This is a genomic window from Mycoplana azooxidifex, assembly GCF_014196765.1.
GTDB lineage: Bacteria > Pseudomonadota > Alphaproteobacteria > Rhizobiales > Rhizobiaceae > Mycoplana > Mycoplana azooxidifex.
In genome coordinates this window covers 63536-90148 of the sequence record NZ_JACIEE010000003.1, presented here as the reverse complement: position 1 = coordinate 90148, position 26613 = coordinate 63536, and the positions used below count along the sequence as shown (strand labels likewise).

Sequence of the window (26613 nt, the reverse complement as noted above, 5' to 3'; positions counted from 1 at the left end):
TTATCCTCTCGTGCGGTACTCAAACATCCTGCGTCAGCGGCAGGATCACGACGTCGCGGATCGTGACGTGGCGCGGGCGCGTCAGCATGAACATCAGAACTTCGGCGACTTCCTCCGGTTCGATCAGGCCCTTTGCGGCCTTCGCCTTCTCCAGCTTCTCCTCCAGCCAGTCGTCGAGCAGGGCGGTGATGACAGGCCCCGGCGCGATCGAGCCGACGCGGATGCCGTGCTTGGAGACCTGGCGGCGGAGCGTGTAGACCAGCGTCTTCACCGCATGCTTGGAGGCCGAATAGACCGGTTCCCAGTGGATGTGCTCGTAGCCGGCGACGGAGGTGGTGACGACGATGTCGCCCGTCTTGCGCTCGATCATGTGCGGAAGCACGGCATGGACCGTGCGGAAGACGGCGTTGACGTTGAGGTTCAGCATCTTGTCGAAGTCGTCCGGATTGCCGTCCACGAGATCGCCGGCGACATAGGTGCCGGCATTGGCATGGAACACGTCCAGTTGCCCGGCGCGCGCGAGGATGGCGGGCACCATGCCCTTGATGCTCTCCGGGTTCAGAAGGTCGACGACCAGCGGGATCGCCCTGTCCGTGCCGATATCCTTGCAGACCCTGTCCAGCGCATCCGCAGCGCGATCGACGAGAAAGACGGTTGCGCCGGCCTCGACGCATGCTTTCGCGCAGGCAAGGCCGATGCCGGATGCTGCGCCGGTGATGGCAACGACCTTGCCAGCCAGTGACTCTGCCATGGTATCCTCCATTGGGTAAGCAGATGATGACGGATGTGAAATGGGCGGCGGCGGGGAGGCCGCGATCTCGCCCGTGTCGTAGGTAGGGTTCAGCGCGTCGTGTAGCCGCCGTCCGCGACGAGAACCGAGCCGGTGACGTAGCTCGATGCCGGCGAGCAGAGAAAGAGAATGCAGTTCGCCATTTCCTCTGGCATGCCGTAGCGGCCGATCGGTGTGTTCGCGCGCCAGACGCTGTCCCACTCCTTGTTGGTGTTTCGAACGTCCGTCATGTCGGTTTCGATATAACCTGGGGCGAGCGCGTTGACGCGGATGTTGTCGCCGGCGAGTTCGTTGGCGAGGCTCTTTGTCAACATGTGCACGCCCGCCTTGGAGGCGTTGTAGGCGACCTGGTCCTGCGGCACGTTGGTGACGATGCCGGAGATCGAACCGACGTTGAGAATGGCGCCGCCCCCCTGCCGGCGCATCGGCGTGATGACGGCGCGGCAGAAACGGAAGAGTTGCGTCAGGTTGGTGGTCATGATCTTCTCGTACATCTCGTCGGTGAAGCTCGGCGTCTCGCCGTGCTGTGCAACGCCGGCATTGTTGACGAGAATGTCGATCCGGCCGTACTTGCTGATCGTGTGGTCGATCAGCCGTTCGGGCGTCTTGGGATCGGTCGCGTCGGCGGAGACGAAATCGAATTCGTAGCCTGACTTTTTCAGGAGCGCCTCGCCCTCCGGGTTGTCGCGGCGTGCGGTCAGCACCGACTTCGCGCCTGCCTCGCCGAATAGCTGTGCGACCGCGAGCCCGATGCCGCGATTGCCGCCGGTGATAAGGGCGACCTTGCCATCCAGTCTGAAGTCCTTGAGCGACATGTTCTTTCCTCCTCATGAAACGGTTCGGGCAGCCGGCGCATCCTCTTAGCGCCGACCGGTGCAGGCATAGGCATAGTCCTCGACGACGCCGGCCACCGCCGCGATCGCGATCGCAGCCGGATCAAGTGGCCGGCCCGCGAAACGGATGAGCGCGGGCAGGTGCTGGCGGAAGACGGTGAGCGGCACCGAGACGCCTTTCAGGCGATCGAAGAGCCGCGCGACGGCGTCCGTCGCCTCCGGCTGGTTCCAGTAATAGCGGATGCGATCGGAGAACGAGTAGTGCCGCTGCACACGCTGCTGTGCCTCGGAGCCTCCATAGTGGCGCGCCCAATCCTCCGGGCGTGCCAGCATCAGTCGCTCCATCACGCCGTAGAGCGTGCGCTGCGGATAATCCGCGAAGAGATCGCCGGCGATCAGGTCGAGACCGTAGAGCGCTTCGCGCAGCGCAAAGGTGAGTTCGGGCCCGACCTTCAGGATGGCGAAACCGTCCTCGACCAGTTCGCGCAGGGGTGCCCGGCCCTGGTAATCGGTCGAGTGCGCCTCGAAGACGAATTGCGGCTCGCCATTAAGAACCTTGCAGAGGTCGCGAGCCTTCGGGCGGTCGTAGAAGAGGACGTTCTCGTTGCCGAATTCGACGCCCGGCTGCACGACGATGCCGATGACGCGGCTGAAGGCACCGGCGATGCCGGCCTGTTCGAAGATGTCGCGGTGGATCGTGATCGTGCGCCGGGCGGCTCCGGCACTCGTCGGTTCGATCGCGGTCAGCGCGTGGTCGGCGCCGCCGGGCGGGGGAACCTCGGTGCCGATGACGTAGACCGGAAGCGGTGTGCCCGTCCGGCGCGCGACGTCTTCCGCAACGACGGCAAGACGGGCGGCGCGGCGGGCGGTCGTCTCGTCGTCCAGCGCTTCCGGTTCCCCGGCGCAGCCCATCGAGGCATCGAGATGGATCTTGGCAAAGCCGGCGGCAACATAGGCCGCGACCATCGCCTCTGCCTCGTTCATGGCGATCTCGGCAGGCTGCTTGCGCCACGGGTTGGGGCCGAGATGATCGCCGCCCAGAATGATCCGGGAGCGGTCGAGGCCGGCTTTGTCGGCGATCGCATGGACGCGCCCGGCAAAGTCGGCCGGCTGCATTCCGGTATAGCCGCCGCGGTGGTTGACCTGGTTGCAGGTGGCCTCGATCAGCACGCTCGTGTCGTCGCGGGCCGCATGCTCGATCGCCGCTGCCAGCACGAGCGGATGGGCGGAGCAAATGGAGGTGATGCCTGTCGCCTCACCGCGCGATCCTTCCCCCGTCCGTCTCAACAGCTGGGCGATCGTCACGGGCGCCTCCCCGTGCTGCGCTTGAAGAGATCGAGCTCGGCAATCGTTCCAGCACCTTCCATCGGTCCGCGGACGGTTACGTTTCGTGCGCCGGCGGCGTTCGCGTAGTCGAGCGCATCCTGGGGACCCATGCCGAGGCGCCGGCAGGCGACGAAGGCGCCGCCGAAGCAATCGCCCGCGCCGGTCGGGTCGAGCTCCGCCACCGCGAAGCCCGCGCTCTCGCAACGCACGCCGGCGGCGCTGTAGTAGCTGGCGCCGCGCTCGCCGCGCTTCAGCGCGATCTCGGCGACGCCCCGGGCGAAAAGGGCTTCCACGGCCGCCTCCTCGCTGCCTTCGACGCCGGCGGCCAGGTAGAGTTCCTCGCCGGACGGCAACAGGAGGTCGGCGTTGTCGATGGCGCGGGCGAAGCGCTCGGCGGTCTGTCCGTGCTGCAGCAGTTCCTTGCGCATGTTCGGATCCACCGAAACGCTGCCGCCATTGCTGCGGACCGTGGCGAGCGCCTCGTCCAGCATGTCGGCAACGACGGGAATGGCGAAGGCGGTGCCCATGATATGCAGATGGCCGGCACGCGAAATCAGCGCCCGTGCACTGGCCGTCAGTTCGAGCCGGGCGGCCGCCGACTTGCCGATATTGTAGACGAAATCGCGCGAGCCGTCCGGGCGATAACGCACGAAGGCACTGCCGGTCGGATAGGCGGGATCGACGGCAATGGCGGAAACATCGACCCCATCACGCAGAAGCCGATCGGTGTTGACGCGGCCGAAATCGTCGTCGCCGACGCAGGCGATGATGCCGGCGCTGCCGCCGGCGCGCGCGCATTGGTCGATGAATATGGCCGGGGCGCCGCTGGGATAGGGGCCGATCAGCGCCAGCGGCTCGCGAAAACCGTGCCCCTTCTCGACCGCCATGATCTCCACGAGGATCTCGCCGATCGTGATCGTGGGACCGCTTTCATTCGGACTCAAGCTCCCTGGCCGGCCTGGCGATGAGGTGTTCATGCTCTCTCGACTTCGTCATGGGAAGATCGCCGCCACGCCTTCGCGATGCGGTGCCTTCGTTGTTGTCTGTCGTGAGCCGCCGGCATCCCCGGGCCGGGTACAGCTCCTCCCTGACCGTCACCTTAAGCATAATTGTATCTTAATGCAACATATTACTGTTTAACCGACTTAGTTTTGAAAAACGGCTGTGCGTGTCATCCGCCGTGTGGACAGCGGTAAGCGGCATTAGTTGTTGCTTTGCACAAAATAGGTCAGCGACGCTGTCTTATGCGTCGCCGACGAAGCGGTTGCTTTCCGGCGACAGGTATCGCTGGTGGACCATGCAAGCGGCCCCGAAGGCCGATCCGTATATGGCTTCGCGGTTGAGCAGCAGGGTCGGCAGGGGGAAGCTCGGCTCCTGCGCGGACTTCATGTGCGCGGTCAGCCTGGCTGCGACCAGCGGATAGAGCTTCGCCACGGATCCGCCGAGTACGATACGATCGGCATCGATGACCCGACAGATCTGGGCCAATGCATAGCCGAGCGCCTTGGCCCAGTTCTCCGCGATCGAAACCGCGTCGGGCGCCCGATCGCGCACGTCGGCCAGGAAGTCGTCGAAGCTGGTGCCGCGCCGATCGGTGACGGCGCGATAGCTTGAAAGGATGCTGCTGAGGCCGACGATCTGCTCGAGATTCTGCTCGCTGCCGGCTTCTCCGCCGATATACATGTGTCCGATTTCGCCGGCGAGGCCGTGCGCGCCGCGCAGTAGTCGGCCTTCGACCAGGATGCCGCCGCCGACGCCGCTCTCCATTACCACGAACAGGGTCACCCCTTCGTTCAGTTCCGGCCCCGAATAGCCGGCGCCGATGGCGAACGCGTTCGCATCGTTCTCGACCATGACCGGCACCTTCACGGGGAGCTCGTTTCTGGCGAGTTCGACGAGATTGACGTTCTTCCATCCGAGCAGCGGGGCGAGATGGATGGTGCCGTCCCGGCTGAGCTGTGACGGGGTCGAGATGCCCACGCCCTCCAGCCGCCGGAGGCTGTCCTTCGGCATACCCGAAAGGGAGAGATCGATCGCATGCCGTATCGCCTTCTCCGCATTGTGCTGCGGCCCGTCGAAGGGTTCGGTCTTGACGTTGACGACCGTGCCGGCGAGGTCGATTTCGACGCAGGTGATATGCTCGACGCCGATCTCGATGCCGACGAACAGCACCGCCTGCGGCACGAGTTCCAGCAGGACACCGGGGCGTCCGGCCCGGGCGTGGCTCTTGCGAACCGGTTCTTCCTCCTCGACCTCGCGGACCAGCCCGTCGGCCGTCAGCTCGGCGATGATATGGCCCGAGGAAGAGCGGTTCAGCTTCATGATCCGCGCGAGATCCGCACGGCTCAGCCGCCCGGCGCGATGCAGCGCCCGCAGGGCCGCGATCTCGTTGTTCTGCCTTATTTTCTTTGGCGAGCTGGCGACAATGGGGTCATTCATGGCCGAGTTCCGCGTCTAGCATCGCCGGTTTCCGCCCGAGCAGCGGGTTGCTCTCGGGAGCGGATTCTTACCCGGCTTGTACCATCTTCACGGCAAGAAACCAGTCTGCTTTCAGGGGCGCGCATTCGTGGTGCGGCGGCGCTTTGCTTCCGCCATCTTCAGGTCGATGTACTGTTTTGCGTGCTCCGCCAGCGGCCGGTTTTCCGTCCAGGTATCGCGCCAGATCGCACAGGCGATCGTCAGTCCTTCGTCGACGACCGTACTCGAGAAGGACTCGAACGTGATGTCGCGCTGGTAGTCGATATCGAGCAGGGCGTCGAACATCAGGTCGAAATTGATGGTGCCGTCGCCGAGATAGCCACGGTTGCTTTCGCCGATGTGGAAGTAGCCGAGCTTGTCGCCGGCCAGGCGCAGTGCTGCGGCCGGGTTGGCCTCCTCGATGTTCATGTGGAACGTATCGAGGTGCAGCCGGACGTGATCGGATCCTGTCTCGTCGATGAAGGCCAGGCCCTGCGCCGTGGTATTCAGAAGGTTGGTCTCGAAGCGGTTGACGACTTCGAGAACGAGGTCGACGCCGGCCGCCTTGGCGATGTCCGCCGTCCTGGCGATCGCCGCGATGCTATTCTTCCGTCCGCGGTCCGTGGGCGTGCGCGAATATTTGGTGTGGGCGGAGTAGAGGATGCCGCCGAGCTTGGAGCCGCCGATGTCGCGCACGGCCTTCACGGCATCCGAGAGGATCCTCTCGCCCTTGCCGGCCGCATCGGCATCCTCGCTGGAAACGTCGGCTGCGAGCGGCAGACCCATGGTGACGGCAATGTCCAGGTCGAGCGACTTCGCGTGCTGGCCGAGACGGTCCAGGTTGAACTTCTCCGGTTTCAGATAGGCGAGCTCGATCAGGCGGTAGCCGCATTCCGCTGACTGGCTCATCGCTTCGAGGAGGGCTTGTTCGGTCGTACCGTCGGTCCAGACGAAAGAGTGGATGCCTAACCTGGCCATACAATTCCTCCCATGGGCATTTTGGTGTTATATGCAACAAAATATCTTTTTTGTTTGGTGTCAAGCTCGAAGAAGGCGCGACGTCGCCCATTGGAGGCCCGAATGGTTCCCTGAGGCGATTTTTTGCTATGCAGCAGGATTTTGCTGCGAATGCGTCCTGTTTGGCAAGTCTAAATCGATTTATTGTGGAAAAGTATTACCGATCTGGCAAACGTCAAGTGTGCTCGTGCGGACTGCATGTCCATACCGAAGAATTGGTCCTGGGCCACCGGAGATGGAAATTTGAATGTTTGTGCAACAAATGTTGCGCTTCGGCTTTTTATAGTCTAGAGAGGGTGCCATGGTGCTCGGGACGAGGAGGTTCCGCACCGGCAGTCCGGTCGTTGAGGAGTGGACGAGACTGTCGCCGTTCACATCGTTTGGGAGGAAACAGATGAACGTGAAAATCAAGATTGGCGCCGTTGCACTCGTTGCATCGCTCATGGCGGGCACGGTTCCGGCGTTCGCCGACTTCTGGTCGGACGCCGGCGCGAAACTCAAGGGCGTGACGCTGCGCGGTGTGACCGAATCCACGCCGCCGTCCAACTACATCAAGGACGTGCTGGCGCCGGAATTCGAGCAGAAGACCGGCATCAAGGTCGAGATCGAGACCACGTCCTGGGACCAGATGTACGACAAGGCCATCAAGGACATGGAAGCCAAGACCGGCATCTATGACATGGTCTATATCGAGCAGGACATCGTCTACGCCTATCTCGCCCGCAACTTCCTGGTCGATATCACCCAGACGCTGAAGGGCGATCCCTCGCTGAAGGCGCCGGACTTCGACGAAACCAAGTTCACGACCTTCGCCAACTATTTCAAGGGCGCGAACGGCGATCTCTTCGGCGTGCCGATGGAAGCCTTCATCAAGATCTACCTGTACCGCAAGGACCTGTTCGACGATCCGAAGATCAAGGAAGCGTTCAAGGCAGCGACCGGCAAGGACCTCGCACCGGCCAAGACGCATGAGGACTACACCCAGATCGCGGACTTCTTCACCAAGTACGCCAAGGACAACAGCCTCGAATTGTGGGGCACGACCGCACAGGCCCACACCGGTCACCCGGCATCCTGGTACGAATTCTTCGAGTCCGTCGCGCCGACCTTCGGCGTCTACAACTGGGGGATCGACGCTTCCAACAACTATGCTGCTTCGGTCGCCAACGGCGGCACGATGAACAGCGACAAGTCCAAGGAAGCGCTGAAGTACTGGTTGCATCTGCGTGACATCGCGCCTCCGGAATCGGCTGCCTCCACCTGGACGGAAGTGGCCACCACCTTTGCGGCCGGTCGCGCCGCCCAGGGTCTGGTCTATGGCGAAAACGCAGCCTGGATCGCATCGGATGCGGAAAAGTCGAAGGTCGTCGGCAATGTCGGCGTCGCGCTTCCGCCGGTCGCCGACGGCGTGATCGCCGAAGCGGAAGCCGGCAAGGGCTACATCGGCTACTACGACGGCGGTGCCTTCGGCATACCGGTCACCTCGAAGAGCAAGGAAGCAGCACTGCTCTTCCTGCAGTATATCGGCCAGGACTCCGTCCAGGGTGGCTGGGCCGTGGCGGCGCCACGCATCACCAACACCTCGACCTACGAGGATCCGGGCGTCAAGGACATGGATGCCAAGCTCGGCGGCTACTACACGATGCTGAAGGACGACGGCAAGCTGTTCGCCGGTGCGCCGCCCTATCCGTTCCATGCCCAGGTCCGTGAAGCCACCTCGCCGATCTTCTACCGGATCCTGACGGGCGAGGTCGGTCCGGATGAGGGGCTCGACCAGATGGCGGCAGCCGCCGAGGCCGAGTTGCAGAATCTCGGCTACCGCAAGTAGCCGGCCAGACCGCCGCCCGCTTGCCCGCTCCGGGAGCCGCCCGAACACGGCGGCTCCCTCTCGCCCGAAGGATTTTTCCTGCCCCGGAGAAAGGGGCGTTGAAGTCCTTCGCTCAACGGGAGTGCTTTCATGGGATCGAACAGGACCGGCTGGCTCATGCTGGCTCCGACGCTCTTAATTCTCGGCGTCTTCGGCATCGTACCCTTCTTCTATGTTCTGTACCTGTCGTTCCATCAGTGGAACCCGTTCGCCGCCAATCCGAACATGATCTTCATAGGCGCGAACAATTTCCGCCGCCTGGTCTTCGACGGGGAGTTCCTGACGTCGCTCTGGTTTACCCTGAAGTTCGCCTTCTTCGCCGTCGTGAGCGAGATCATCATCGGCTATATGCTGGCCCAGATGCTGACGCGCGACTTCTACGGCAAGGGCTTCTTTCGCACGATCCATACGCTGCCGCTGATCGTTGCGCCGATCGTCGTCGGCTCCGTCTGGCGCCTGATGACGACGCCGTCCATCGGCATCATTCCCTATTACTTGAACAAGTGGTTCGGCTATCAGCTGAACATCGGCTCGGATGCGACGGCAGCCTTCATCATCACCGTCATCATGGACATCTGGCACTGGACGCCGCTCGTCACCCTGACATTGCTTGCGGCGATCGTCTCGCTGCCGAAGGACCCGTTCGAGCAAGCCCAGATCGATGGCGCCAACCGTTGGCAGATCTTCTGGCACATCACCTTGCCGATGATCCGGCCGGCGATCCTGGCGACCGTGTTCATCCGCCTGATGGATGCGCTGCGAACAGTCGACGAGGTCTGGATGCTGACGGGCGGCGGCCCGGGAGCCGCGACCCGCTTCGTCGGCCTCCATATCTGGAAGATCGTTTTTCCGAAGACCGACTACGGCTACGGCTCGGCCATATCCATCATCGTTCTCTATCTCACGCTCGTCATGTGCTGGCTGCTGTATGTCGGCCTGGTGGCGCCCCGGGTCAGGAGGAGCAAAGTGAATGCAGACGCGTAGCCCTCTCATCGGCATGATCTTCTGGATCGTGCTGAGCTTCGTAACGCTCTTTCCGATCTACTGGCTCTTCGTCATCTCGGTGAAGCCGGCGGTGGACCTCTTCAGTTCGCCGAGCGTCTTTCTCGACACCATCTACTGGAACAACTATGCCAAGGTGCTGACCGACGAGACGCTTCGCCGCTACATGTTCAATTCGGTGGTCATCTCCAGCGGCAACGCCATCCTCGTCACGGTGCTTGCCTTCTTCGCCTGCTATGCGCTGTCGCGCTACAACATCGCCGGCAAGGAGAACATCTTCTTCTGGACGATCACCAACCGCATGGCGCCTGCGGCCGTGTTCCTCCTGCCGTTCTTCCTGCTCTTCACGCAGGTCTTCGCGTTCGGCGACTTCAAGCTCTACGATACCCGCATCGGGCTCATCCTGCTCTATTGCACCTTCAACCTGCCGTTCGCGATCTGGACGCTCAGGCCGACGATAGACGGCATCCCGAAGGAACTCGACGAGGCGGCCACCGTCGACGGGGCCTCCACCTGGCAGGTGATCCGCGAAGTCGTCTTCCCGCTCGCGCGGCCCGGCCTTGCGGTAACGCTGATCCTCACCTGGGTCTTCGCCTGGAACGAGTTCCTTCTGGCCGCGACGCTGACGAGCTTCAATGCCCGCACGCTGACCACCGGCCTTTCGGAATACGTCACCACCACCGGCACGGAATGGGGTACGATGGCGGCCATCGCGATCATAACGCTCATCCCTGCCCTTATCGTCTTCTCGGTGGTGCAGCGGCATATCATCGCCGGCCTGACCTTCGGCGCGGTCAAGGAGTGAATCCATGGAAAGCCCCAGCGAAATTGCCGATGTCCCAGTCCGCAAACCGGCCAGGCACGGTTTCCTGCCGATCGTCACGAACTGGTTCGACCGCCTCTTTATCGGCATCTACCTGTTCGTCGCCCTGGAACTGTTCTGGATGCGCTTCCTGGAACAGTCCATCCCGCTCGCCGTATGCCACGTTCTGGCGATCGCGCTCGGCGTCCTGATCGTGTGGAAAGGATAGGAGAAAGTCATGAAGTCGCTTGTCCTCGAAGAAAAGATGAAGCTCTCGCTCCGCGACTTTCCGATCGAGAAGGAAGAGGTCCTGGGGCCGCATGACGTGCGCATCAAGCTGCACACGGTCGGCATATGCGGGTCCGACGTCCACTACTATACCCATGGCGGCATCGGCGTTTTCCAGGTGAAGGCGCCGATGATCCTCGGACACGAGGCTTCGGGCATCGTCATCGAGAAAGGGTCGGCTGTGACCGGTCTCGAGCCCGGCGACCGCGTCTGCATGGAGCCTGGAATACCGGATCCGCTCAGCCGCGCGACGCGGCTCGGCCTCTACAATGTCGATCCGGCCGTCCGCTTCTGGGCAACGCCGCCGGTCCATGGCGTACTCCGCCCGACCGTTGTGCATCCGGCCGCCTTCACCTTCAAAATTCCGGACAACGTGTCCTTCGCGGAGGCCGCGATGGTCGAGCCGCTGGCCGTCGGCGTTCATGCCGCCACCAAGGCACAGGTCAAGCCCGGCGACATCGCGCTTGTGATCGGCGCCGGTCCGATCGGCCTCGTCACCGCGCTCTCGGCGCTGGCCGCCGGCTGTGCCCGCGTCTTCGTCAGCGACGTCGACGACACCAAGCTCGAGCTCGCCGCGAGCCTCGGCGCCGTTACGCCGATCAACGTCGCAAGGCAGGACCTGGTCCAGGAGATCCACAAGGCTACGGACGGCTGGGGCGTGGAGATCGTCTTTGAATGCTCGGGCAGCCCCAAGGCCGCAGAAGGCGTGTTCGATCCCCTGTGCCCGGCCGGCCGCGTCGTGTTCATCGGCTCACAGACGCACGACATCCATTACAGCGTCGGCAAGGCGATGGTGCGCGAGGCCCGCGTCGAGCATGTCTTCCGCTATGCGCACGTATTCCCGCGGTGCGTCGCCATGCTCGCCTCCGGCGCCATCGACGTCAGACCGCTGATCACGCGCAAATTTGCCTTCGACGACAGCGTCGAGGCGTTCGAGATCGCAGCTTCGGCTCCCAAGGGCGAGGTGAAGATGCAGATTGAACTGCCGCAGTAGGATAGGGAAGCAAACATGGCGGAAGTGAAGATCAAGGATATCGTCAAGCGTTACGGGGAGCTGCAAGTTATCCATGGCGTCAACGTCGACATCCGCGACGGGGAATTCGTGGTTCTCGTCGGACCGTCGGGCTGCGGAAAATCCACCCTGTTGCGCATGATCGCCGGCCTCGAGCCCATCTCCGACGGAGAAATGCTGATCGACGGCAAGGTGGTCAACAAGGTCCTGCCGAAGGATCGCGACATCGCCATGGTGTTCCAGAGTTACGCGCTCTATCCCCACAAGACGGTGGCGGAGAACATGGGCTTCTCGCTGAAGATCAAGGGCGTGCCCAAACCAGAGATCGAGGCGAAGGTGAAGCAGGCGGCCAGTGTCCTGGATCTCGGAAAGCTGCTGGACCGCTATCCGCGCCAGCTATCGGGCGGCCAGCGCCAGCGCGTCGCGATGGGGCGTGCCATCGTGCGCGATCCACGGGTCTTCCTGTTCGACGAGCCGCTGTCGAACCTCGACGCGAAGCTTCGGGTGGCGATGCGCGTCGAGATCAAGGAGCTGCACCAGCGGCTGAAGACGACGATCATCTACGTCACTCACGACCAGATCGAGGCCATGACCATGGCCGACAAGATCGTGGTGATGAAGGACGGATATGTGGAGCAGATCGGCGCGCCGCTGGACCTGTATGACAATCCGAGCAACGTCTTCGTGGCCGGCTTCATCGGCTCGCCGTCGATGAACTTCATCAAGGGATCGATCCGTTCGGATGGCGGCGCGCAGCGCTTCGTCTCCGACCACGGCTCCGTCCTGCCGGTCAGGCCGCTGCCGGTATCGGACGGCCACCCGGTGATCTACGGGGTGCGGCCGGAACATATCACGCTGGGGCCCGGCGGCCTGCCGGTGCGCGTTGCGGTGGTCGAACCGACGGGCGCTGAAACTCAGATCTTCGCGCGCTCCAACGAGGATGCGATCGACGCCATGTTGCGCGACCGCATCGCAGTTCGGGCCGGGGATCACGTCAATTTCGTCGTCGATCCGGTGAACGCCCACGTCTTCGATCAGCAGACGACAAAGCGGATCAGCTGACGGAAGGGCGCTTAAGTGACGATGCGCGCCGGCGACACGGTCTCCACGACGCCGATGCTGCATGACCTGACGGCCGTTGTCACTTCAGTGCGACTCGTGCCATGAATGCCGGATGTCAACCGATGCGCTGCCTTGTTTTCGACCTCGGTGCAGGTTCCGGGCGGGCGATGCTCGCGGAGCTTGCCGGCGGTCGTCTCGTTCTGCATCAGGTTCACCGGTTCTCCGGCTATGAGGTCCACGTCGATGACGGTCCGGCCTGGGCGATCGACATGATCCGCGCGGGCATACGCGAAGGACTGGCGAAGGCCGCCGCAACCGGCCCGATCGCCTCGGTCGCGGTCGACAGCTGGGGCGTAGATTTCGCCCTGCTCGACGACGACGGCGCGCTCGTCGATACGCCGCGCACCTATCGCCATCCGCGCGGTGTCGAGGGCATGGCGGCGCTCACACCCTATCACGACAGGATCGCCGAGCAGACCGGAGTGCAGATCCTGCCGATCGCGACGGTCTTTCACCTCGGCCAATGGGCAAGGGACAACCCCGACAAGATGCAGACGGTTCGACATTTCCTCATGATGGCGGACCTTCATACCTACGAGTTGAGCGGTGTCGTCGCCTGCGAGAAGACGCTGTCGCGGACGTCGGGCCTTTTGCAGGTCGATGGCGGAGACTGGGATCGCGATGTCATCGGCTGGTGCGGCATGCCTGAGGAAATATTCGGCCGTCTCGTCGGTCCGGGAACCGTGCTCGGTCCGCTGCGGCGCGAACTGGTGACCAGCGAGACTTTGGCTGGCACGAAAGTGGTGACGGCGGCGGGGCACGATACGGCCTGCGCCGCCTTCGCCCTTGCCCCGGCGGACGGCGAGGCATTTGCCTGCTGCGGCTCCTGGAACCTCTTCGGCGCCGACGTTGCCGATGGCAAGCTGCCGAAGGACACCCACCGCCTGGGCTTCGGTCTCGAAGGCGGCATCGGCGGCCGGGCGCTGCTCACGAAAAGCCTGCCGGGGCTGTTCCTGCTGCGCCGGCTGAGGGAGCACTGGAACGCCCGCACCGGGGAGGACGTCGATTTCCCGGAACTGGGCGCCATGGCGCTGGCGGCCGATCGCACGACGCCGGCGATTGCGTCCTCCGATCCGCTTTTCTTCGATCCGGCCGACCTGGTCGGCGCCATGCAGGAGCACCTGCCCGCGCTTCAAGGCAAAGGCATCGGGGTGCTCGCCAGGTCGCTCTATCTCGGGCTTGCGCGGGATGCGGCCGCATGCATCCGCCAGCTCGGCGCGCTCTCCGGCACGCCCATCCACACGATCCGGGTCGGCGGCGGCGGAACCCAGGACGAGGCATGGATGCATTTCCTGGCCGAAGAGAGCGGTTGTCGCGTGGTGGCGGGGCCAGTCGAGGCGAGCGTGGTCGGCAGCGCGCTCATCCAGCTGGTGGCGCTCGGCGCGATCCCGTCCTTTGCGGCAGCGCAGGAAATGGCCCGGACGGGCGCAGCCGGGACCCTAGTTCAATGAACCTCCTGCCCGAAGAACGCGCCGAAACGATCTTGCGGCGACTTCAGCGCGATGGTCGCGTGCTGGTCGATACATTGGCCGGCGAGCTTTCTGTCTCCGGGGAAACGATCCGGCGCGACCTCAAGCGGCTGGAACGAAGCGGCCTGCTGCGCCGCAGTCATGGCGGAGCGGTACCGATGCCGCCAAGTCAGGCGGAGGATCTCTCGTTTCCGGCGCGTTCGATCCTCAACATCTCCGCCAAGCGCCGGATTGCGGCTGCTGCCGCAGCACACGTCGCCGATGGGCAGGCGCTGATGATGGACTCCTCTTCGACGGTGCAGGAGGCGTTGCGCGCACTCGGCGACCGCCGCGACCTGACGATCGTGACGAATTCCATCGGCGTTCTCACCGACCCCGCCTCCCGGATGCACCGCGTCATCTCCGTCGGGGGCGAGTACGAGCCCGACATCATGACCTTCCACGGACCGCTTGCCGTCGCAGCCGCACGGCAATTCCATGCCGACCTCGCCATCATCTCCGTCAAGGCGCTTTCCAGGCGGTCCGGGCTGATGGTCGCGAATGCGGCCGAGGCGGAGATCAAGCGCGCCTTCATCGAATGTGCCGACCAGACGCTGCTTCTCGTCGACGGCGACAAGTTCGACAGCTCCGGGCTTGTCGCGGTCGGACCGCTCTCCTCCGTCGATATCCTCATCACCGACCGCGAGCCGGACGAGGAGTGGTCCGAAATCATCGCCGGCGCCAATGTCAGGCTGGAAATGGCAGGGTGACCATTCGCGTTGATTTGTGTTGATTTGTGTTGATTTGATGGTTCGCCTGGGGCAAGGTCACTTCCATGGGAGGCGTTCATGGAAGACACGAAGGACCTGAGGGAATTCATCTGCGATATCGGCCGCCGCGCCTGGCAGAAGGGCATGGGGGCGGCCAACGACGGCAATATCTCCGTCCTGCTCGACGACGGCACGTTGCTCTGCACGCCGACCAGCGTCTCGAAGGGCTTCATGGCACCGGAGATGATCTGCCGCATCGACCGTCAGGGCAGACCCGTCGATGGCGGCAAATGGAAACCTTCGAGCGAAACCGGCATGCACCTGACGGTCTATGACTTCAGGCCCGACGTGCGCGCTGTCGTCCATGCCCATCCGCTCTATGCCACCGTGCACGCCATCTGCGGCAAGCCGCTGACCGAGCAGATCATGCCCGAGTCGACGATGTTCCTCGGCGAGGTGCCGCTGTCGCCCTATGCGGTGCCTGCCTCCGAGGAACTGTCGCAGGCGATCGCCCCCTATCTCGAGCGGCACGACGCCATCCTGCTGCAGAACCATGGCGCGCTGTCCTATGGCCATGACCTGCAGGCGGCCTGGTTCAAGATGGAGGCGCTCGACTACTACGCGAAGGTCGTCTACCTGGCCGCCGCCTATGGCGGTCCGCGCCAATTCACCGCCGAGGAGGTCGACAAGCTGATCGACCTGAAGCGCACGCGCTTTCCCTCGCCCGGCCGGCATCCGTTCATTCCATAGGCAGGAATTCTTGGAAAGTGAGATCTTGGGAGGAGAGATCATGTACGCAAACAAGTTGCGGCTGGACGGCCGCGTTGCCGTCGTGACCGGCGGCGGCCGCGGCATCGGGCTTGCGATCTGCGAGGCGCTCGCCGAATTCGGCGCAAAGGTCATCATCGCCGACATCGACGCATCGGTCGCCAGATCCGGCCAGTCACGCCTTGCCGAGAAAGGCTTCGACGCTGAAATCCACGCCCTCGACGTGACGAGACCGCAGGATGTCGAGGCACTTGCCGAAAAGATCGTCACCGATCACGGCAAGGTCGATATCCTCGTTGCCAATGCCGGCATTGCCCGGTCCGGCGTCGCCTCGGAAGACGTGGAGGACGAGCACTGGCTGCAGGTCAACGACGTCAACTATAACGGCGTCTTCTGGTCCAACCGCGCCTTCGGTCGCCATATGCTCAAGGCGGGGAAGGGGGCGATCGTCAACATCGGGTCGATGTCCGGCTATATTTCCAACCGGCCGCAGAAACAGACCTACTACAACGCGTCCAAGGCCGCCGTTCATCAGCTGACCTCGTCGCTGGCTGCCGAATGGGCCGATCGCGGGGTACGCATCAATGCCGTCGCCCCAACCTACATCGAGACCGAGATGACGAGCTACCGCAACGACAACGACGGCATGATCGACGTCTGGCTGCGCGATACGCCGATGCACCGCATGGGCCGCCCGGACGAGATCGCCTCCGTCGTGCAGTTCCTGGCAAGCGACGCCGCAAGCCTCATGACCGGAGAGACGGTCCTGGTCGACGGCGGCTTCACCTGCTGGTGATCGACGCCGCCCGTTGACGATGCAGGACGGCCGTAGGTTCGAGCAGTGTGCCATCCATGTGAAAGACGAAGGAGTCGTGCTACCGCTTTGCCGGAATGGCCTTGGGTCGGCTCACGTTCAGGCCTCGCTGCCGTAGATCGAGACGAGTTCGGCATAGACGGCCTCGTTTCCGGCGATCAGGCGGTTGCCCTTGTTGAGGCCGTCATCGGCGAGAAAATCGTTGGTCGTCAACCCGGCCGCCCTGATCACCGCGATGGCGCCCAGGCAGTCCCACGAATTGATGTGCGGTTCGATATATCCCAGCAGCCTGCCGCTTGCGACATAGCAGAGCGTCAGCGCGCCGGATCCCTCGCGGTAGAACATGCCGCCCTGCTGCAACAGCCGGCCGAACATCGGAAGGAATTCGTCCGGGGTGACGCGCGGCGAATAGCCGACCCCGCAGATCCCGTCCCTGACCGATCGCCCCGGATGCTTGTCCACGGGCCTGCCGTTCAAGGTGGCGGGAAAATCAATGCCGCCGGCGAACAGCTCGTCGCGGGCGGGTGCATAGACCATTCCGAACTTCAGGACGTCGTCCTGCACGAAGGCGATCGAGACGCACCAGCTCGACAGGCCCGAAATGAAGGGCTGCGTGCCGTCGATTGGATCGACCACCCAGATCCCCTGGCCCGGGCCATGGGCCGTGATGCCGGTCTCCTCGCCAAGGAAGGCATCTTCGGGGAAATGCTGGCCGAGCCGCTCCTTGATCAGGAGTTCGGTGTTCAGGTCGGCCTCGCTCGCCATGTCCTGCGCACCCTTGCTCTTGACGGTCAGTGTGTCGCGCGAGCGGAAATAGCCGAGCGCCAGGTCGCCGGCATCGCGTACGAGGGAGAGCGCGAATGTGTAGCGCTCCGAAAGTCCGGTGTCGGTCATCGTCTGTTCCTCGTTGAGAAGGGCAAGCCGGCAGGCTCAATCGCGCCAGAGCCAGGCGGCTCCGCGCACGCCACTCGAATCGCCGTGGACCGCGCGCTTGATCGGCGTGTGGAAGACGGTCGAGAAGGTGCGCCGGGCAAGCGCGGGCAGCAGGTCCTCGTAGAGCTCGTCGACGTTGGACATGCCGCCGCCCATGACCAGCACGTCCGGGTCGAGCGTATTGACCACGGTGGCAAGGCCGCGGGCGACGCGGTCGACATAGCGCTCCCAGAGCAGCCCGCAGAGCCGGTCGCCCTGCCGCTTCTTCTCGATGATCTCGCGCGCCTTCAGCTCCTCGTTCGTATGGCGGGCATACTCGGCCTCGAAGGCGCGGCCGGAGACCCAGGTTTCCATGCAGCCGTGCCGTCCGCAATAACAGGCGCGCCCGGCGATCTCGGTCACGTCGGGAAAGGGCAGCGGATTGTGACCCCATTCGCCGCCGCTGTTGTTCGGCCCGTGATGTGCCTTGCCGCCGACCGCGATCCCCGCCCCGGCGCCGGAGCCGAGAATGACGGCGAAGACGACATTGTGGCCGGCACCGGCGCCGTCGACGGCCTCCGATGCGGCGAAGCAGTCCGCATCGTTCTCCACGCGCAGATCCCGCCTGATGGCGTCATGCAGGTCCTTCTCGACCGGCCGTCCAAGCAGCCAGGTGGAACTGGCGCCCTTGCCGAGCCGGCTGACCGGCTCGAGCGAGCCGGGGATGCCGATCCCGATCGATCCCGTGCGGCCGGTCTTTAATTCCAGCTCCGCAATCATCTCCCGGATCATCCGGATGCAGCCGGCATAGTCGTATCTCGGTGTGTCCTGGCGCAGGCGCAGCAATTCCTTGCCATCCCGCCCCATCGCCACGCCTTCGATCTTGGTTCCGCCCCAGTCGATACCGATCAACATGCAAATCCTCCCGAACCGCGACACCCCGCATGTCCATGGCCGCGCGCGTCTCCGGCGCGCCCCCATCTGGTGCGGTTGATGGTGTAATCGATTCCTGTGGAAAATAAAGAGATGGGCGGTGGGAGGCGTACTGGTGCGTCTTGTACGCTCTTCGGCGTGCCATTTTTGCGATCAGGACGTCAAATGATCTCGAAGAGGTGAGGGCGTTCAACCGTATATCTCATAATTATCGACATTGACCGCGTCAGACAGGCCAAGCCTCACCTTGTGCATCAACTCTGGTTCGATTGGCGTGCGGATGCACCACTGAGCAGCACGGCTCGTATGCGTGCGACGAAAGCGTCAGGGGCGGTACGGGGCAACAACTGATGCGCTGCTCCGACACTCGACATCGCTGCGTCGATCGCTTCCGGAAGCTCGTTGTCGGACATCGCGACGTGTATCCCTGGACGGTCCATGAAGCGCTTGGCCGTATGCACCTGGTGGTCGGTCGTATGTTCTTTCAGCGATGCAAAGCGTGGAAGGATGACGATCGTTTTCCCCGCTTCGGCCGCACTGATGATGCTGCCCATGCCGGCGTGTGCGACGATTATGGTTGATTTGGCGACCAGATCGGCAAACTCGGCCGGCGTCACGCTTCGCGCCCATCTCATGTGATGAGGCTCGTCGCCACCGCCGATTTGGGCAAACACCTTCACTTCCGGCCTGGCCGCCGCCCACCGGTCCATTGTTTCTATGAGGCGATTGAAGGGCATCACCGAACCCACGGTAACAAAGATCATAAGACGGCACCCCAGTAGTCGGGACCCTGCTGGCCCTGCAATTGCGGCCATTGTGTCAGCCAGACATCGGCAACGCGCCGCGCCTGCAGACCTGAGGACGACAACTGCTCGCAATTTGCTATGCTGTCGATCCATACCGTTTCGGCGCGGACCAGGAACTTGGCCAGGGCCAGGCAGACCAGACCGGGAGCTGCTCCCGTGGAAATGACTGTGTTTGGACGCTCGCGCAGGAGGATCCAGGCCAGTTGTCCTATGAGCACTGCAAAGCTCGCCTTGTCGAAACGATGGGCGTTGCGAACCGGGTAAAAGCGGTGCCCCGGAACGTCTGCAGCATAGTCGGGAGAAACGGAAACGAAGGCGACATCCATTCCCTCGAAAGCCGGCATCAGCCGGCGCATCTGGATCCAGTGCCCACCACCTGAAGCGACTGCGAGTACTCTTCCCTTCATCGCAAATGCCCCTTCGCGCGGATGGACAAATTCGCGGTCTCGCCGCCTGATCGTTTCGTGGCCGGCTCGTGTGGACAGCGCTTGTGCCGCACCATCCATCGGATTTTGAACCGGACATTCTCCTCGTCGGAATAACGAAGCCAGTCTTTCAAATTTCGCTTCCGCTGGGCAGTTGGCCTTTGAGCGCATCAACCGCCCCCTTATGGGGTATCCGCGGCTGCTCTTGGACTGAGGCGTTGCGACAAGTGTTGTGTGGGATGGGCCGCCCTCCTCGGAGACATTGACTATGAGGTTCCGCTGACGTGCATGATGAAAGGATACTCGGCAAGGAGGAGGACAACGCGCTGCGTCGGGTGGAAGACGGCAGGAGAATTCTCCGAAGACGCCGGTAGGACGCGGTCGAAGTGCGTCGGATGGGGAAGCGCGGGAAGACATGCAATCTGCTGCCGAGTTATCCATAGAATAAACGCAATTCCGGCCACAAGCTCTGGTCACATCGTGCCATTCCAGGAAAACCAGGTGCGTCTATGAAAGCCCTTTTTTGCATGGGTCTGTTGGCTGCAGTGATATCTCTCGCCGGTACTGCAATTGCAGACGAACGCTCGCATCCGAGCACCTTGGAATCCCAGGTGGGTTCCAATGTCGAAGGTGTTCCGGTGAAACTGAAAAGAAGCTGTTGGCCAGCCCGCAACGTGGGCATCGCCGAAAGTGCAAAAGACTACTATGCTTCGTGTGGCGATGACGACATTGCAGGAAATGGGGATAAGTAGGAGAGCCAGTCAAGTCCGTGAAGTAGCCCCTGCCACAGCTCGAGGCAATTGATCCGCTCACAATCCGGATCGTCACCCTGCCTGACAGGCGATCGCCGGGAACGGGTGCAGGTGGTATTGCATGCCTCAAGCATTCGCCCCCCGCCAATCTGTTGGCCGCCCACCTCGCGCCGCCGGACGGCAGATGGACACATGGCCCAGTCCGATCTTATCTGGTGTGCATGCCAGGACGCTTGCCCCAACCCTTGACACGTCCCGCATTCTCGCCGATGACTTCGCGCAGGCCATTCGCGGGTATGATGTAATGGTAGCCTGTCAGCTTCCCAAGCTGAACGCGCGGGTTCGATTCCCGCTACCCGCTCCAGCCTCTTTTTCATCCTGCCCAATCCTGCCGAGTTCCGGGATCAGACGGGCTGTTTCGTAGCCGGCCTTGCCGGCTGTCGGCTGCCGAAGGTAGGCGCCGGCCCTATGGGGCGTGGACAGAGGTTCCGGCGCCAGTCTGCGGGCCGGACGCGGTAGGCCGATGCGCGGTCTTGTTCCAGAAGAAGGGATCGCGGCGCAGTTCGGCGACGGCCCGCCAGGCGGCGAGCGACATCAGCATCCAGTAGCCGGGGACGAGAACCCAGCGCCAGCCGATCGCCCTGCGTTCCCGCGCGCGCATCGGCGCCCAGCCCAGCGCGATGAAGACCGCATAGCTGCCGAAGATGTTCACCACGTCGACGGCAAAGAGCGACAGGGCCAGCGGGCCGGCGACGAAGGGGCCGTCGGCGGCCATCCTGACCATGACCTGGACGACATAGGCGAGAAGGAGCGGATGGGCGAGCGCGGAGAGCAGGAGCCCGCCGATCAGCACCTGGAAGGCGGCGAACGGCAGCAGGCCCATTTCGCCCAGAAGCAGGCTCGGCCGGCGCATCAGCACGAGCCAGGTCTGCAGCCAGCCCTTGAACCAGCGGGTCCGCTGACCGAGCCAGGCGCGGACGTCTTCCGGCGCGTCCTCCAGCGTCGGCAGTCGCAACGTGGCGCAGCGGTAGCCCATCCGGTACAGCCGCATGCCGAGGTCGGCATCCTCGGTGACGTTGTAGGGATCCCAGCCGCCGCAGGTCTTGAGAACATCGGTGCGAAAGTGGTTCGACGTGCCGCCGAGCGGCATCGGCAGGCACCTCGCTGCCAGCAGCGGCAGAATGCGCCGGAACAGACCGGCATATTCCAGCGAGAATAGCGCGCTGATCCAGGAAGCCCGCCCATTGGAGATGACGAGCGGCGCCTGCAGGCAGGCGAGGTCCGGCGGCGCCGCGCTGAAGCCGGCCCAGGCCTCGGCAAGCTGCCCGGGATGCGGTCGGTCCTCCGCGTCGTAGACCGCGAGATAGGAGCCGCGGGCCGCCGGCAAGGCATAGGCCAGCGCTCGCGGCTTCGTCCGGGGACGGCCGGGCGGTACTTCGACGATCTCGTACTGCGGCCCGAGGTCCAGCTTTCGCAGCGCTGCGAGCGTTCCGGCGTCGTCGCCCTCGCAGATCAGCTTGATGTCGAGGCGAGAGCGTGGCCAGTCGAGCCGATCGAGATGGCTGACGAGTTGCGGGACGACCTCCGCCTCGCGGTAGAGCGCGACGAACACCGAATAGACCGGCCTCGGCCCGGTCGGCAGCAGGGCAGGGTGTGCCGTGCCCTTCGCCTCCGTACCGAAGAGTGCGGTGAGCCGGATGACGAGGGCTGCGACGAAGAGCGTGCTGAGGACGAGGTGCAGGGCCAGGACGGCGATTTCCGGCGCCAGCATGGCGGTAAAGAGCGCAGCACAGATGGCAGCGCCGGTATAGAAGCCCTGCCGCCCCCAGAACGTCACGCGGGCGCTGAATTCCGGTGCGGTCTCGAACAGGCTCGCCGTGGCCTCGCGCACCCGTCGCGTCGCGCCGGTCTGCCACACGGCCTCCCGCATGGCCCGCGGCGTGGTCACCGCCAGCGCCGCGCGCAGCGCCGGTTGCCTTGAAAGGGTTGCCTGAAGATGCTCCATTCGTCCGGCCGTCGGCACGATCGCGGTGACCGGAGGTCTCGTGCCGGAAGACAGCCGCACCATCTGCGGCTGCAGCAACTGGCTGTCCAGTCCCTCCATGTCGACGACGCGGCCGGCGTCGATCCGGGGCAGAAACGCCAGGCCGAGCATTTCCGCAAGCGCCTCGTAGTAGATGTCGCTGCGGACCGGGCCGGAGGCGATCAGTTCGGCCTCCAGGCTCGTGCGGTTCACCGTCGCCTTGAGCAAGAGCTCCGATATCAGCGGCTTGCCGAAGCCGAGCCGCCGCAGCAGCCTCGCCTCGTCGAAGAGTTCGGGACGGAGCGCCGGCGTTTCTGGCCGCGCCGCAGGCCCATCCACGGCAACCGGGATTGCGGTGGAAATGGATCTTTGATCGGGATAGTCTGCCAGTCGCATGCGGCCAGCGCCGCTCGTCATGTAGCGGCGTCCCCTCTAAACCCCAAGTTGATATTTATGCGGCAACTAAAAAAATCTGCAAGCGAAATTTTCGCAGCGCTCGCGCTATGCGTGTCAATGGGTTGTGCGGCCGCGGCCGCTGAGCCGGGCGCGCCCGGCGGCCTGCCGACGAGCTTCGACAGCCGGGAGCGGATTGCCAAGCCGGACCTGTCCGGTGTGCCGCGGCTACGGTTCCTGACGACGGTCGATTTCCCGCCGTTCAATTTCATCGACCAGACGGGAAAGCTGGCCGGCTTCAACGTCGACCTCGTGCGCGAGATCTGCCGGGAGCTGGAACTGGCGGCGAAGTGCCAGATACAGGCGCTGCCCTTCGCAGAACTGCGCGAAAACCTCGAGAAGGATGCCGGCGAGGCGGTCGTGGCGGGGGTCGCGGTGACGGCCGGCCTGCGGCGCGACTTCGTCTTTTCCCGGCCCTACCTGCGACTGCCCGCGCGTTTCATGACCCGCTCCGACGGGCAGGTGAAGGCCGTTGCCGCGCTCGACGGCCGTGCGGTCGGCGTCGTCCGTGGCAGCGTGCATGAGGCCATGCGCGCGGCCTATTTCCCCGCGCAACGCCCGGTGCCGTTCGAGACCCAGGCCGCAGCGATGCTTGCCCTGAAGGAGGGCAAGGTCGACGCGGTGTTCGGCGACGGGATGCAGTTCGCGTTCTGGACGGTCGGCCCGCAGGCGGCAAGCTGCTGCAGGCTGCTGCCGGGCGCCTATGTCTCGGAAGCCTTCCTCGGGGAGGGGCTAACGATCATGACCCGCAAGGACGAGCCTGCGATCGGCGGCGCGATCGACCATGCATTGCTATCGCTCGCCCGAAGCGGGCGGCTGGGGGAAATCTACCTGCGCTATTTCCCGGTCGACATCTACTGAACAGTCGCGCGCTGGTCTCGCCTGCCCGACGAACGGTCGCAGACGGCGGCTCGCGGGCTGGTCAGAGCCGGCGGAACCGGGCAATGGCTGCGCGCTCGATCGCAGCACAAGTCAGCTTGTCCAGGCCCAGCCGGTCGCGCAACAGTTGCAAAAGGCGGATCTCCTCGTTGCGGATCCTGTGGTCGGCGGCGGCGATCTCGACGGCCAGCGCATAGGCTGTGTCGGCAAACTGGGCTGGCAGGCGATCGCGGATGACCTCGAGCGCGACGTCGAGCCCCTCGGGCGCCGAGAGCATCGCCGCGCATTCCTGGGCGAGCAGGACGATGAGCGAATCGTCGAAGCCGTCGAACACCGGCAGCGACCGCGCCAGGCGGCCGATGCGGGCCAGCTCTGCATCCGTCATCGCATTGTCGACGGCCGACATCATCACCATCACGTGGATGAGGGCTTCCTGTGGCTCGTGGGGACCGGTCATGGCAATCTTTCTTCAGGGCTGTTGCGGGGCGGTCTGGTCCGGCGGAACGGGGGCCGACCTGTCGCGCGGTCGTGACGCGTTTCCGCGCGGGTTCGGGCTGTTGAGGCCGAGCCCGGCCTGCCGCGCGGCATCAGCCGCCTCCTCGAACGGCGATCCGGGTGCGGTCTCCGCCCAGCCGTTCTCGGCAAGCCATTGCGAAAGGTCCTTTCCCGCCACCGTACAGCGCGCCGTCGCCGTGCCGCTCCATTGCTTGGCGGGCACGGCGCAGTCGATCGTCCGCCCGCGTACGAGATTGGCGAAGGCGGTGCGCGCCATCCGCCCGCACGGCCAGCCTTCGCCGGCGCTGTCCTGGCACTGGCGGGTGACCGGGACGGGAAGGATGCCTTCGAGTTCCAGCACCTTTCCGGCGATGCTGAAGCGCCCGGCCGCCAGCACAATCGGGCGGGCGAACGAAACCGGCGGCTCGGCGACAGTCACGGTTTCGGCGTTGAACCGCGGCGTCGGCTGTGCGGGCAGCACCTGGGGCTCTGGCGACGGCCTCGGCCCGGCTTCGCCCCCCGCGCCGCTTCCGGTCGTGACGGCGCCCTGTTCCGGGGCCGGCGTCTGCGGGGCGGTTACGTTCCCCGGGGCTGCATTTTCGCCGGAGGGGGCGGGCATGGGAATATCGTCCTGACCTCCTTCCGCCGGAAACAGGCTGGCATCGGGGACCTCGAGGGTGAAGTCCTGCCCGCCTGCCGCCTCGCGGCTGCGGATCTGGCCCGCGCCGATCGCAACGAGGAGCGCTGTCAGCGCGACACAGCCGATGCCGCCGAAGAGGGCACGGTTCGCGGAGGCTGTTGCAAAGGTGTTCAAGAGGAAATCTCCCGCTTCACTGGCTCGCCCAGATGATCCGTGCGATCCAGTCGATCTCCTGGATGTCGAAGGTGCGGTTGGGATGTTCGGGATTGAGCGACAGGAGCTCGATCGAGCGCGGCGTCAGCCGGTGCAGCACCTTTGCCATCACCTCGCCGCCGTTCGTCCTGACGACGACGCGGTCGCCGCGGCGCACCTGGGCACCCGGCTCGACGATCAGCATGTCGCCGTCGCGATAGAGCGGCATCATGCTGTCGCCCTGGACTTCGAGCGCATAGACGCCCTGCTTGCGCTCGGGCGAGGTCGGGAATTCGACGACGTCCCAGCCCTGGCCGGCCGGAAAGCCACCGTCGTCGAAGAAGCCGCCGGCGCCGGCCTGGGCGAAGCCGAGCAGCGGGATCGACCCGGGCTGCGGCGGAAAGGAGCCATGCGGCAGCCCGCCACCGTTGGTCTGCAGGCCGATGAATTCGTCGATTGTCGTTCCCGTCGCGTCGAGGACCTTGGCGATCGATTCCGTCGAGGGCCAGCGCAGGCGCCCGTCGGTGCCCAGCCGCTTGGACTTGTTGAACGAAGTCGGATCGAGCCCGGCCCGCCGGGCAAGTCCCGAAGGGGAAAGCCGGTGGCGCTCTGCAAGGGCATCGATCGCCGCCCAGATCCTGTCGTGGGAAAACATCTCTTTCTTCCTGGTCCGCGGCCCGGCTGTGTCTGTCGGATGCCGGGAGCATAGCGAAACGGCCGACGCCAGTAAAGAAAAAAGGAATATAATCCTTTCTACGCCTCGTCCGTCATCCCCGCCCTGCGTCGAGCGACCACGCTTTCGCGCCAGATCGTGAAGATGCCGGCCCCGACGACGATCACCGACCCGATCAGCATGTTCAGCGTCAGCTGCTCGTCGAAGAGCGTGGTGCCGATCAGGGCTGCGAGCACGAGCTGGAGGTAGGTCAGCGGCTGGACGGCGGCCGCATCGAGCAGGTCGTAGGCGCGGATGAGGAAATAGTGGCTGGAGATGCCGGTCGAACACAGGAGCGCCATCCATATCCAGTCGACGGGTTCGAGCGATGTCCAGTAGAAGGGAGCGGTGAAGGAAAGCACCACTGCACCTGCCACGCCGGTGTAGAAGAAGCTCGTCGATGCGGAATCGTCGTGGCTGACGAGGCGGGTGGCGATCACGTAGAAGGCAAAGAGCACCGCACATGCGAGCGGAACGATCAGCATGGGGTCGATGCCGTCCGCGCCGGGCTCGAGAATGACAATCACGCCGCAAAGCCCGAGCAGGATCGCACTCCACCGGCGCCAGCCCACCTTTTCGCCGAGAAGCGGAACGGACAGGAGCGCCACGATCAGCGGCGTCGCGGCGAAAATGGCCTGGCTATGGGCGAGCCCCACCAGTGTGAAGGAATTGATGGTGACGATGATCTGCACGGCCAGCAGCGTGCCGCGCGCGACTTGCAGGAGCGGTCGCTTCGTCGCCGCTGCCGCGCGCAGGCCGCCCCTGGACCGGGACGCCATCAGGATGACGAACGCACCGAATGCCCAGAAGCGGATCATCGTGATGAAGACGGGAGGGTAGAGCCCCCCGAGATGCTTCGATATGCCGTCCTGGACCGCGAAGATGGCGATGGCCAGGAGCGTGAAGATATATCCGGTGCGTTTGGAGTCCATTTCCGCCTAATACCAGCCTTGCGCTGATATTGACCGATTGCGTGGGATCGTCTGCGGTCATCCGGCGAGGCGCAGATTGGTATTATACCGCGGCGGGCTGATTTGCATGCACATTTGCGCATTGCAGCATTGCGGCATTGCGC

General features: G+C 64.1%; 27 protein-coding genes and 1 tRNA gene. 13 read left to right on the top strand and 15 right to left on the bottom strand.

The genetic code is table 11. The annotated features are described in order from the left end of the window. Window positions 1-19: 19 nt before the first annotated feature. From GGQ64_RS06945 to GGQ64_RS06920, 6 genes are all read right to left on the bottom strand, one after another. Window positions 20-751 (bottom strand): SDR family oxidoreductase, encoded by a 732-nt coding sequence (locus GGQ64_RS06945; RefSeq protein ID WP_183801200.1) that lies wholly within the window; start codon window positions 749-751, stop codon window positions 20-22. Between the two features lie 89 nt (window positions 752-840). Beyond that, window positions 841-1605 carry an SDR family NAD(P)-dependent oxidoreductase gene (locus tag GGQ64_RS06940; protein ID WP_183801197.1) on the bottom strand — a complete coding sequence of 255 codons (765 nt, stop codon included), beginning with the start codon at window positions 1603-1605 and terminating at the stop codon, window positions 841-843. A 45-nt stretch (window positions 1606-1650) separates the two neighbouring features. After that, window positions 1651-2922 carry a D-tagatose-bisphosphate aldolase, class II, non-catalytic subunit gene (locus tag GGQ64_RS06935; RefSeq protein ID WP_183802560.1) on the bottom strand — a complete coding sequence of 424 codons (1272 nt, stop codon included), beginning with the start codon at window positions 2920-2922 and terminating at the stop codon, window positions 1651-1653. Between the two features lie 2 nt (window positions 2923-2924). Continuing rightward, complete coding sequence (locus GGQ64_RS06930) at window positions 2925-3926, bottom strand: tagatose kinase (protein WP_183801194.1); 1002 nt, start codon at window positions 3924-3926, stop codon at window positions 2925-2927. 265 nt (window positions 3927-4191) lie between these two features. Beyond that, window positions 4192-5388 (bottom strand): ROK family protein, encoded by a 1197-nt coding sequence (locus GGQ64_RS06925; RefSeq protein WP_183801191.1) that lies wholly within the window; start codon window positions 5386-5388, stop codon window positions 4192-4194. A 111-nt stretch (window positions 5389-5499) separates the two neighbouring features. Continuing rightward, window positions 5500-6384 (bottom strand): sugar phosphate isomerase/epimerase family protein, encoded by an 885-nt coding sequence (locus GGQ64_RS06920; protein WP_183801189.1) that lies wholly within the window; start codon window positions 6382-6384, stop codon window positions 5500-5502. 433 nt (window positions 6385-6817) lie between these two features. Between GGQ64_RS06920 and GGQ64_RS06915 the strand changes: the two genes are divergently transcribed. The 10 genes from GGQ64_RS06915 (at window position 6818) to GGQ64_RS06870 (ending at window position 16298) form a co-directional block, all read left to right on the top strand. Next, on the top strand, window positions 6818-8251 hold the full coding sequence (locus GGQ64_RS06915; protein WP_183801178.1) for an extracellular solute-binding protein: 1434 nt from the start codon (window positions 6818-6820) through the stop codon (window positions 8249-8251). Window positions 8252-8380: 129 nt separating this feature from the next. Next, window positions 8381-9274 carry a carbohydrate ABC transporter permease gene (locus tag GGQ64_RS06910; protein ID WP_183801175.1) on the top strand — a complete coding sequence of 298 codons (894 nt, stop codon included), beginning with the start codon at window positions 8381-8383 and terminating at the stop codon, window positions 9272-9274. Further along, window positions 9261-10097, top strand: coding sequence for a carbohydrate ABC transporter permease (locus GGQ64_RS06905; protein WP_183801173.1), 837 nt, complete (start codon window positions 9261-9263; stop codon window positions 10095-10097). Before GGQ64_RS06910 ends, GGQ64_RS06905 begins: the two co-directional genes overlap by 14 nt. Before the next feature lie 4 nt (window positions 10098-10101). Beyond that, window positions 10102-10323, top strand: coding sequence for a DUF2160 family membrane protein (locus tag GGQ64_RS06900; RefSeq protein ID WP_183801170.1), 222 nt, complete (start codon window positions 10102-10104; stop codon window positions 10321-10323). 9 nt (window positions 10324-10332) lie between these two features. Beyond that, the gene (locus GGQ64_RS06895) at window positions 10333-11376 is read left to right on the top strand and encodes an NAD(P)-dependent alcohol dehydrogenase (RefSeq protein ID WP_183801167.1); all 1044 of its coding nucleotides are present in this window, start codon (window positions 10333-10335) and stop codon (window positions 11374-11376) included. A 15-nt stretch (window positions 11377-11391) separates the two neighbouring features. Next, window positions 11392-12456: an ABC transporter ATP-binding protein gene (locus GGQ64_RS06890; protein ID WP_183801164.1), complete on the top strand. Its 1065-nt coding sequence runs from the start codon at window positions 11392-11394 to the stop codon at window positions 12454-12456. Window positions 12457-12578: 122 nt separating this feature from the next. Beyond that, window positions 12579-13967: a rhamnulokinase gene (locus tag GGQ64_RS06885; RefSeq protein WP_183801161.1), complete on the top strand. Its 1389-nt coding sequence runs from the start codon at window positions 12579-12581 to the stop codon at window positions 13965-13967. Next, on the top strand, window positions 13964-14734 hold the full coding sequence (locus GGQ64_RS06880; protein WP_183801159.1) for a DeoR/GlpR family DNA-binding transcription regulator: 771 nt from the start codon (window positions 13964-13966) through the stop codon (window positions 14732-14734). Before GGQ64_RS06885 ends, GGQ64_RS06880 begins: the two co-directional genes overlap by 4 nt. A 78-nt stretch (window positions 14735-14812) precedes the next feature. Continuing rightward, window positions 14813-15484 carry a class II aldolase/adducin family protein gene (locus GGQ64_RS06875; RefSeq protein WP_183801155.1) on the top strand — a complete coding sequence of 224 codons (672 nt, stop codon included), beginning with the start codon at window positions 14813-14815 and terminating at the stop codon, window positions 15482-15484. A 40-nt stretch (window positions 15485-15524) separates the two neighbouring features. After that, window positions 15525-16298: an SDR family NAD(P)-dependent oxidoreductase gene (locus GGQ64_RS06870; RefSeq protein ID WP_183801152.1), complete on the top strand. Its 774-nt coding sequence runs from the start codon at window positions 15525-15527 to the stop codon at window positions 16296-16298. A 117-nt stretch (window positions 16299-16415) separates the two neighbouring features. On the opposite strand, the gene GGQ64_RS06865 is transcribed toward GGQ64_RS06870, so the two are convergent. The 4 genes from GGQ64_RS06865 to GGQ64_RS06850 all read right to left on the bottom strand — a co-directional run bounded on the left by GGQ64_RS06865 (window position 16416) and on the right by GGQ64_RS06850 (window position 19563). Continuing rightward, complete coding sequence (locus tag GGQ64_RS06865) at window positions 16416-17210, bottom strand: inositol monophosphatase family protein (protein WP_183801148.1); 795 nt, start codon at window positions 17208-17210, stop codon at window positions 16416-16418. A 36-nt stretch (window positions 17211-17246) separates the two neighbouring features. After that, the gene (locus GGQ64_RS06860; RefSeq protein WP_183801145.1) at window positions 17247-18143 is read right to left on the bottom strand and encodes an ROK family protein; all 897 of its coding nucleotides are present in this window, start codon (window positions 18141-18143) and stop codon (window positions 17247-17249) included. 272 nt (window positions 18144-18415) lie between these two features. Further along, window positions 18416-18925, bottom strand: coding sequence for a glycosyltransferase (locus tag GGQ64_RS06855; RefSeq protein ID WP_183801141.1), 510 nt, complete (start codon window positions 18923-18925; stop codon window positions 18416-18418). Next, on the bottom strand, window positions 18922-19563 hold the full coding sequence (locus GGQ64_RS06850; RefSeq protein ID WP_246422468.1) for a glycosyltransferase family protein: 642 nt from the start codon (window positions 19561-19563) through the stop codon (window positions 18922-18924). Before GGQ64_RS06850 ends, GGQ64_RS06855 begins: the two co-directional genes overlap by 4 nt. A gap of 338 nt (window positions 19564-19901) precedes the next feature. Between GGQ64_RS06850 and GGQ64_RS06845 the strand changes: the two genes are divergently transcribed. Further along, complete coding sequence (locus GGQ64_RS06845; protein ID WP_183801138.1) at window positions 19902-20144, top strand: hypothetical protein; 243 nt, start codon at window positions 19902-19904, stop codon at window positions 20142-20144. Window positions 20145-20434: 290 nt separating this feature from the next. After that, a tRNA-Gly gene (locus tag GGQ64_RS06840) sits at window positions 20435-20508 on the top strand. A gap of 102 nt (window positions 20509-20610) precedes the next feature. Here the strand turns inward: GGQ64_RS06840 and GGQ64_RS06835 are convergent. Then, the gene (locus tag GGQ64_RS06835; RefSeq protein ID WP_246422466.1) at window positions 20611-22584 is read right to left on the bottom strand and encodes a glycosyltransferase family 2 protein; all 1974 of its coding nucleotides are present in this window, start codon (window positions 22582-22584) and stop codon (window positions 20611-20613) included. Between the two features lie 96 nt (window positions 22585-22680). On the opposite strand from GGQ64_RS06835, the gene GGQ64_RS06830 reads away from it, so the two are divergent. Beyond that, window positions 22681-23481 (top strand): transporter substrate-binding domain-containing protein, encoded by an 801-nt coding sequence (locus GGQ64_RS06830; protein WP_246422464.1) that lies wholly within the window; start codon window positions 22681-22683, stop codon window positions 23479-23481. Window positions 23482-23542: 61 nt separating this feature from the next. Here GGQ64_RS06830 and GGQ64_RS06825 read toward each other — a convergent pair whose 3' ends face one another. From GGQ64_RS06825 to GGQ64_RS06810, 4 genes are all read right to left on the bottom strand, one after another. Next, entirely contained in the window at window positions 23543-23956 is a 414-nt protein-coding gene (locus GGQ64_RS06825) for a tellurite resistance TerB family protein (protein WP_183801132.1), read from the bottom strand. Between the two features lie 12 nt (window positions 23957-23968). Next, window positions 23969-24808 (bottom strand): thermonuclease family protein, encoded by an 840-nt coding sequence (locus GGQ64_RS06820; protein WP_183801129.1) that lies wholly within the window; start codon window positions 24806-24808, stop codon window positions 23969-23971. A 16-nt stretch (window positions 24809-24824) separates the two neighbouring features. Continuing rightward, complete coding sequence (locus GGQ64_RS06815) at window positions 24825-25481, bottom strand: S24 family peptidase (RefSeq protein ID WP_183801126.1); 657 nt, start codon at window positions 25479-25481, stop codon at window positions 24825-24827. Window positions 25482-25579: 98 nt separating this feature from the next. Then, entirely contained in the window at window positions 25580-26470 is an 891-nt protein-coding gene (locus GGQ64_RS06810) for a DMT family transporter (RefSeq protein WP_183801123.1), read from the bottom strand. Window positions 26471-26613 lie beyond the last annotated feature (143 nt).

What these genes read in the sequence shown, in the direction of transcription:
- GGQ64_RS06945 (WP_183801200.1), bottom strand. Translation starts at nt 751, where the DNA reads ATGGCAGAGTCACTGGCTGGCAAGGTCGTTGCCATCACCGGCGCAGCA.
- GGQ64_RS06940 (WP_183801197.1), bottom strand. Translation starts at nt 1,605, where the DNA reads ATGTCGCTCAAGGACTTCAGACTGGATGGCAAGGTCGCCCTTATCACC.
- GGQ64_RS06930 (WP_183801194.1), bottom strand. Translation starts at nt 3,926, where the DNA reads ATGAACACCTCATCGCCAGGCCGGCCAGGGAGCTTGAGTCCGAATGAA.
- GGQ64_RS06925 (WP_183801191.1), bottom strand. Translation starts at nt 5,388, where the DNA reads ATGAATGACCCCATTGTCGCCAGCTCGCCAAAGAAAATAAGGCAGAAC.
- GGQ64_RS06920 (WP_183801189.1), bottom strand. Translation starts at nt 6,384, where the DNA reads ATGGCCAGGTTAGGCATCCACTCTTTCGTCTGGACCGACGGTACGACC.
- GGQ64_RS06915 (WP_183801178.1), top strand. Translation starts at nt 6,818, where the DNA reads ATGAACGTGAAAATCAAGATTGGCGCCGTTGCACTCGTTGCATCGCTC.
- GGQ64_RS06910 (WP_183801175.1), top strand. Translation starts at nt 8,381, where the DNA reads ATGGGATCGAACAGGACCGGCTGGCTCATGCTGGCTCCGACGCTCTTA.
- GGQ64_RS06905 (WP_183801173.1), top strand. Translation starts at nt 9,261, where the DNA reads ATGCAGACGCGTAGCCCTCTCATCGGCATGATCTTCTGGATCGTGCTG.
- GGQ64_RS06900 (WP_183801170.1), top strand. Translation starts at nt 10,102, where the DNA reads ATGGAAAGCCCCAGCGAAATTGCCGATGTCCCAGTCCGCAAACCGGCC.
- GGQ64_RS06895 (WP_183801167.1), top strand. Translation starts at nt 10,333, where the DNA reads ATGAAGTCGCTTGTCCTCGAAGAAAAGATGAAGCTCTCGCTCCGCGAC.
- GGQ64_RS06890 (WP_183801164.1), top strand. Translation starts at nt 11,392, where the DNA reads ATGGCGGAAGTGAAGATCAAGGATATCGTCAAGCGTTACGGGGAGCTG.
- GGQ64_RS06885 (WP_183801161.1), top strand. Translation starts at nt 12,579, where the DNA reads ATGCGCTGCCTTGTTTTCGACCTCGGTGCAGGTTCCGGGCGGGCGATG.
- GGQ64_RS06880 (WP_183801159.1), top strand. Translation starts at nt 13,964, where the DNA reads ATGAACCTCCTGCCCGAAGAACGCGCCGAAACGATCTTGCGGCGACTT.
- GGQ64_RS06875 (WP_183801155.1), top strand. Translation starts at nt 14,813, where the DNA reads ATGGAAGACACGAAGGACCTGAGGGAATTCATCTGCGATATCGGCCGC.
- GGQ64_RS06870 (WP_183801152.1), top strand. Translation starts at nt 15,525, where the DNA reads ATGTACGCAAACAAGTTGCGGCTGGACGGCCGCGTTGCCGTCGTGACC.
- GGQ64_RS06865 (WP_183801148.1), bottom strand. Translation starts at nt 17,210, where the DNA reads ATGACCGACACCGGACTTTCGGAGCGCTACACATTCGCGCTCTCCCTC.
- GGQ64_RS06860 (WP_183801145.1), bottom strand. Translation starts at nt 18,143, where the DNA reads ATGTTGATCGGTATCGACTGGGGCGGAACCAAGATCGAAGGCGTGGCG.
- GGQ64_RS06855 (WP_183801141.1), bottom strand. Translation starts at nt 18,925, where the DNA reads ATGATCTTTGTTACCGTGGGTTCGGTGATGCCCTTCAATCGCCTCATA.
- GGQ64_RS06850 (WP_246422468.1), bottom strand. Translation starts at nt 19,563, where the DNA reads ATGCGCTCAAAGGCCAACTGCCCAGCGGAAGCGAAATTTGAAAGACTG.
- GGQ64_RS06845 (WP_183801138.1), top strand. Translation starts at nt 19,902, where the DNA reads ATGAAAGCCCTTTTTTGCATGGGTCTGTTGGCTGCAGTGATATCTCTC.
- GGQ64_RS06835 (WP_246422466.1), bottom strand. Translation starts at nt 22,584, where the DNA reads ATGACGAGCGGCGCTGGCCGCATGCGACTGGCAGACTATCCCGATCAA.
- GGQ64_RS06830 (WP_246422464.1), top strand. Translation starts at nt 22,681, where the DNA reads ATGGGTTGTGCGGCCGCGGCCGCTGAGCCGGGCGCGCCCGGCGGCCTG.
- GGQ64_RS06825 (WP_183801132.1), bottom strand. Translation starts at nt 23,956, where the DNA reads ATGACCGGTCCCCACGAGCCACAGGAAGCCCTCATCCACGTGATGGTG.
- GGQ64_RS06815 (WP_183801126.1), bottom strand. Translation starts at nt 25,481, where the DNA reads ATGTTTTCCCACGACAGGATCTGGGCGGCGATCGATGCCCTTGCAGAG.
- GGQ64_RS06810 (WP_183801123.1), bottom strand. Translation starts at nt 26,470, where the DNA reads ATGGACTCCAAACGCACCGGATATATCTTCACGCTCCTGGCCATCGCC.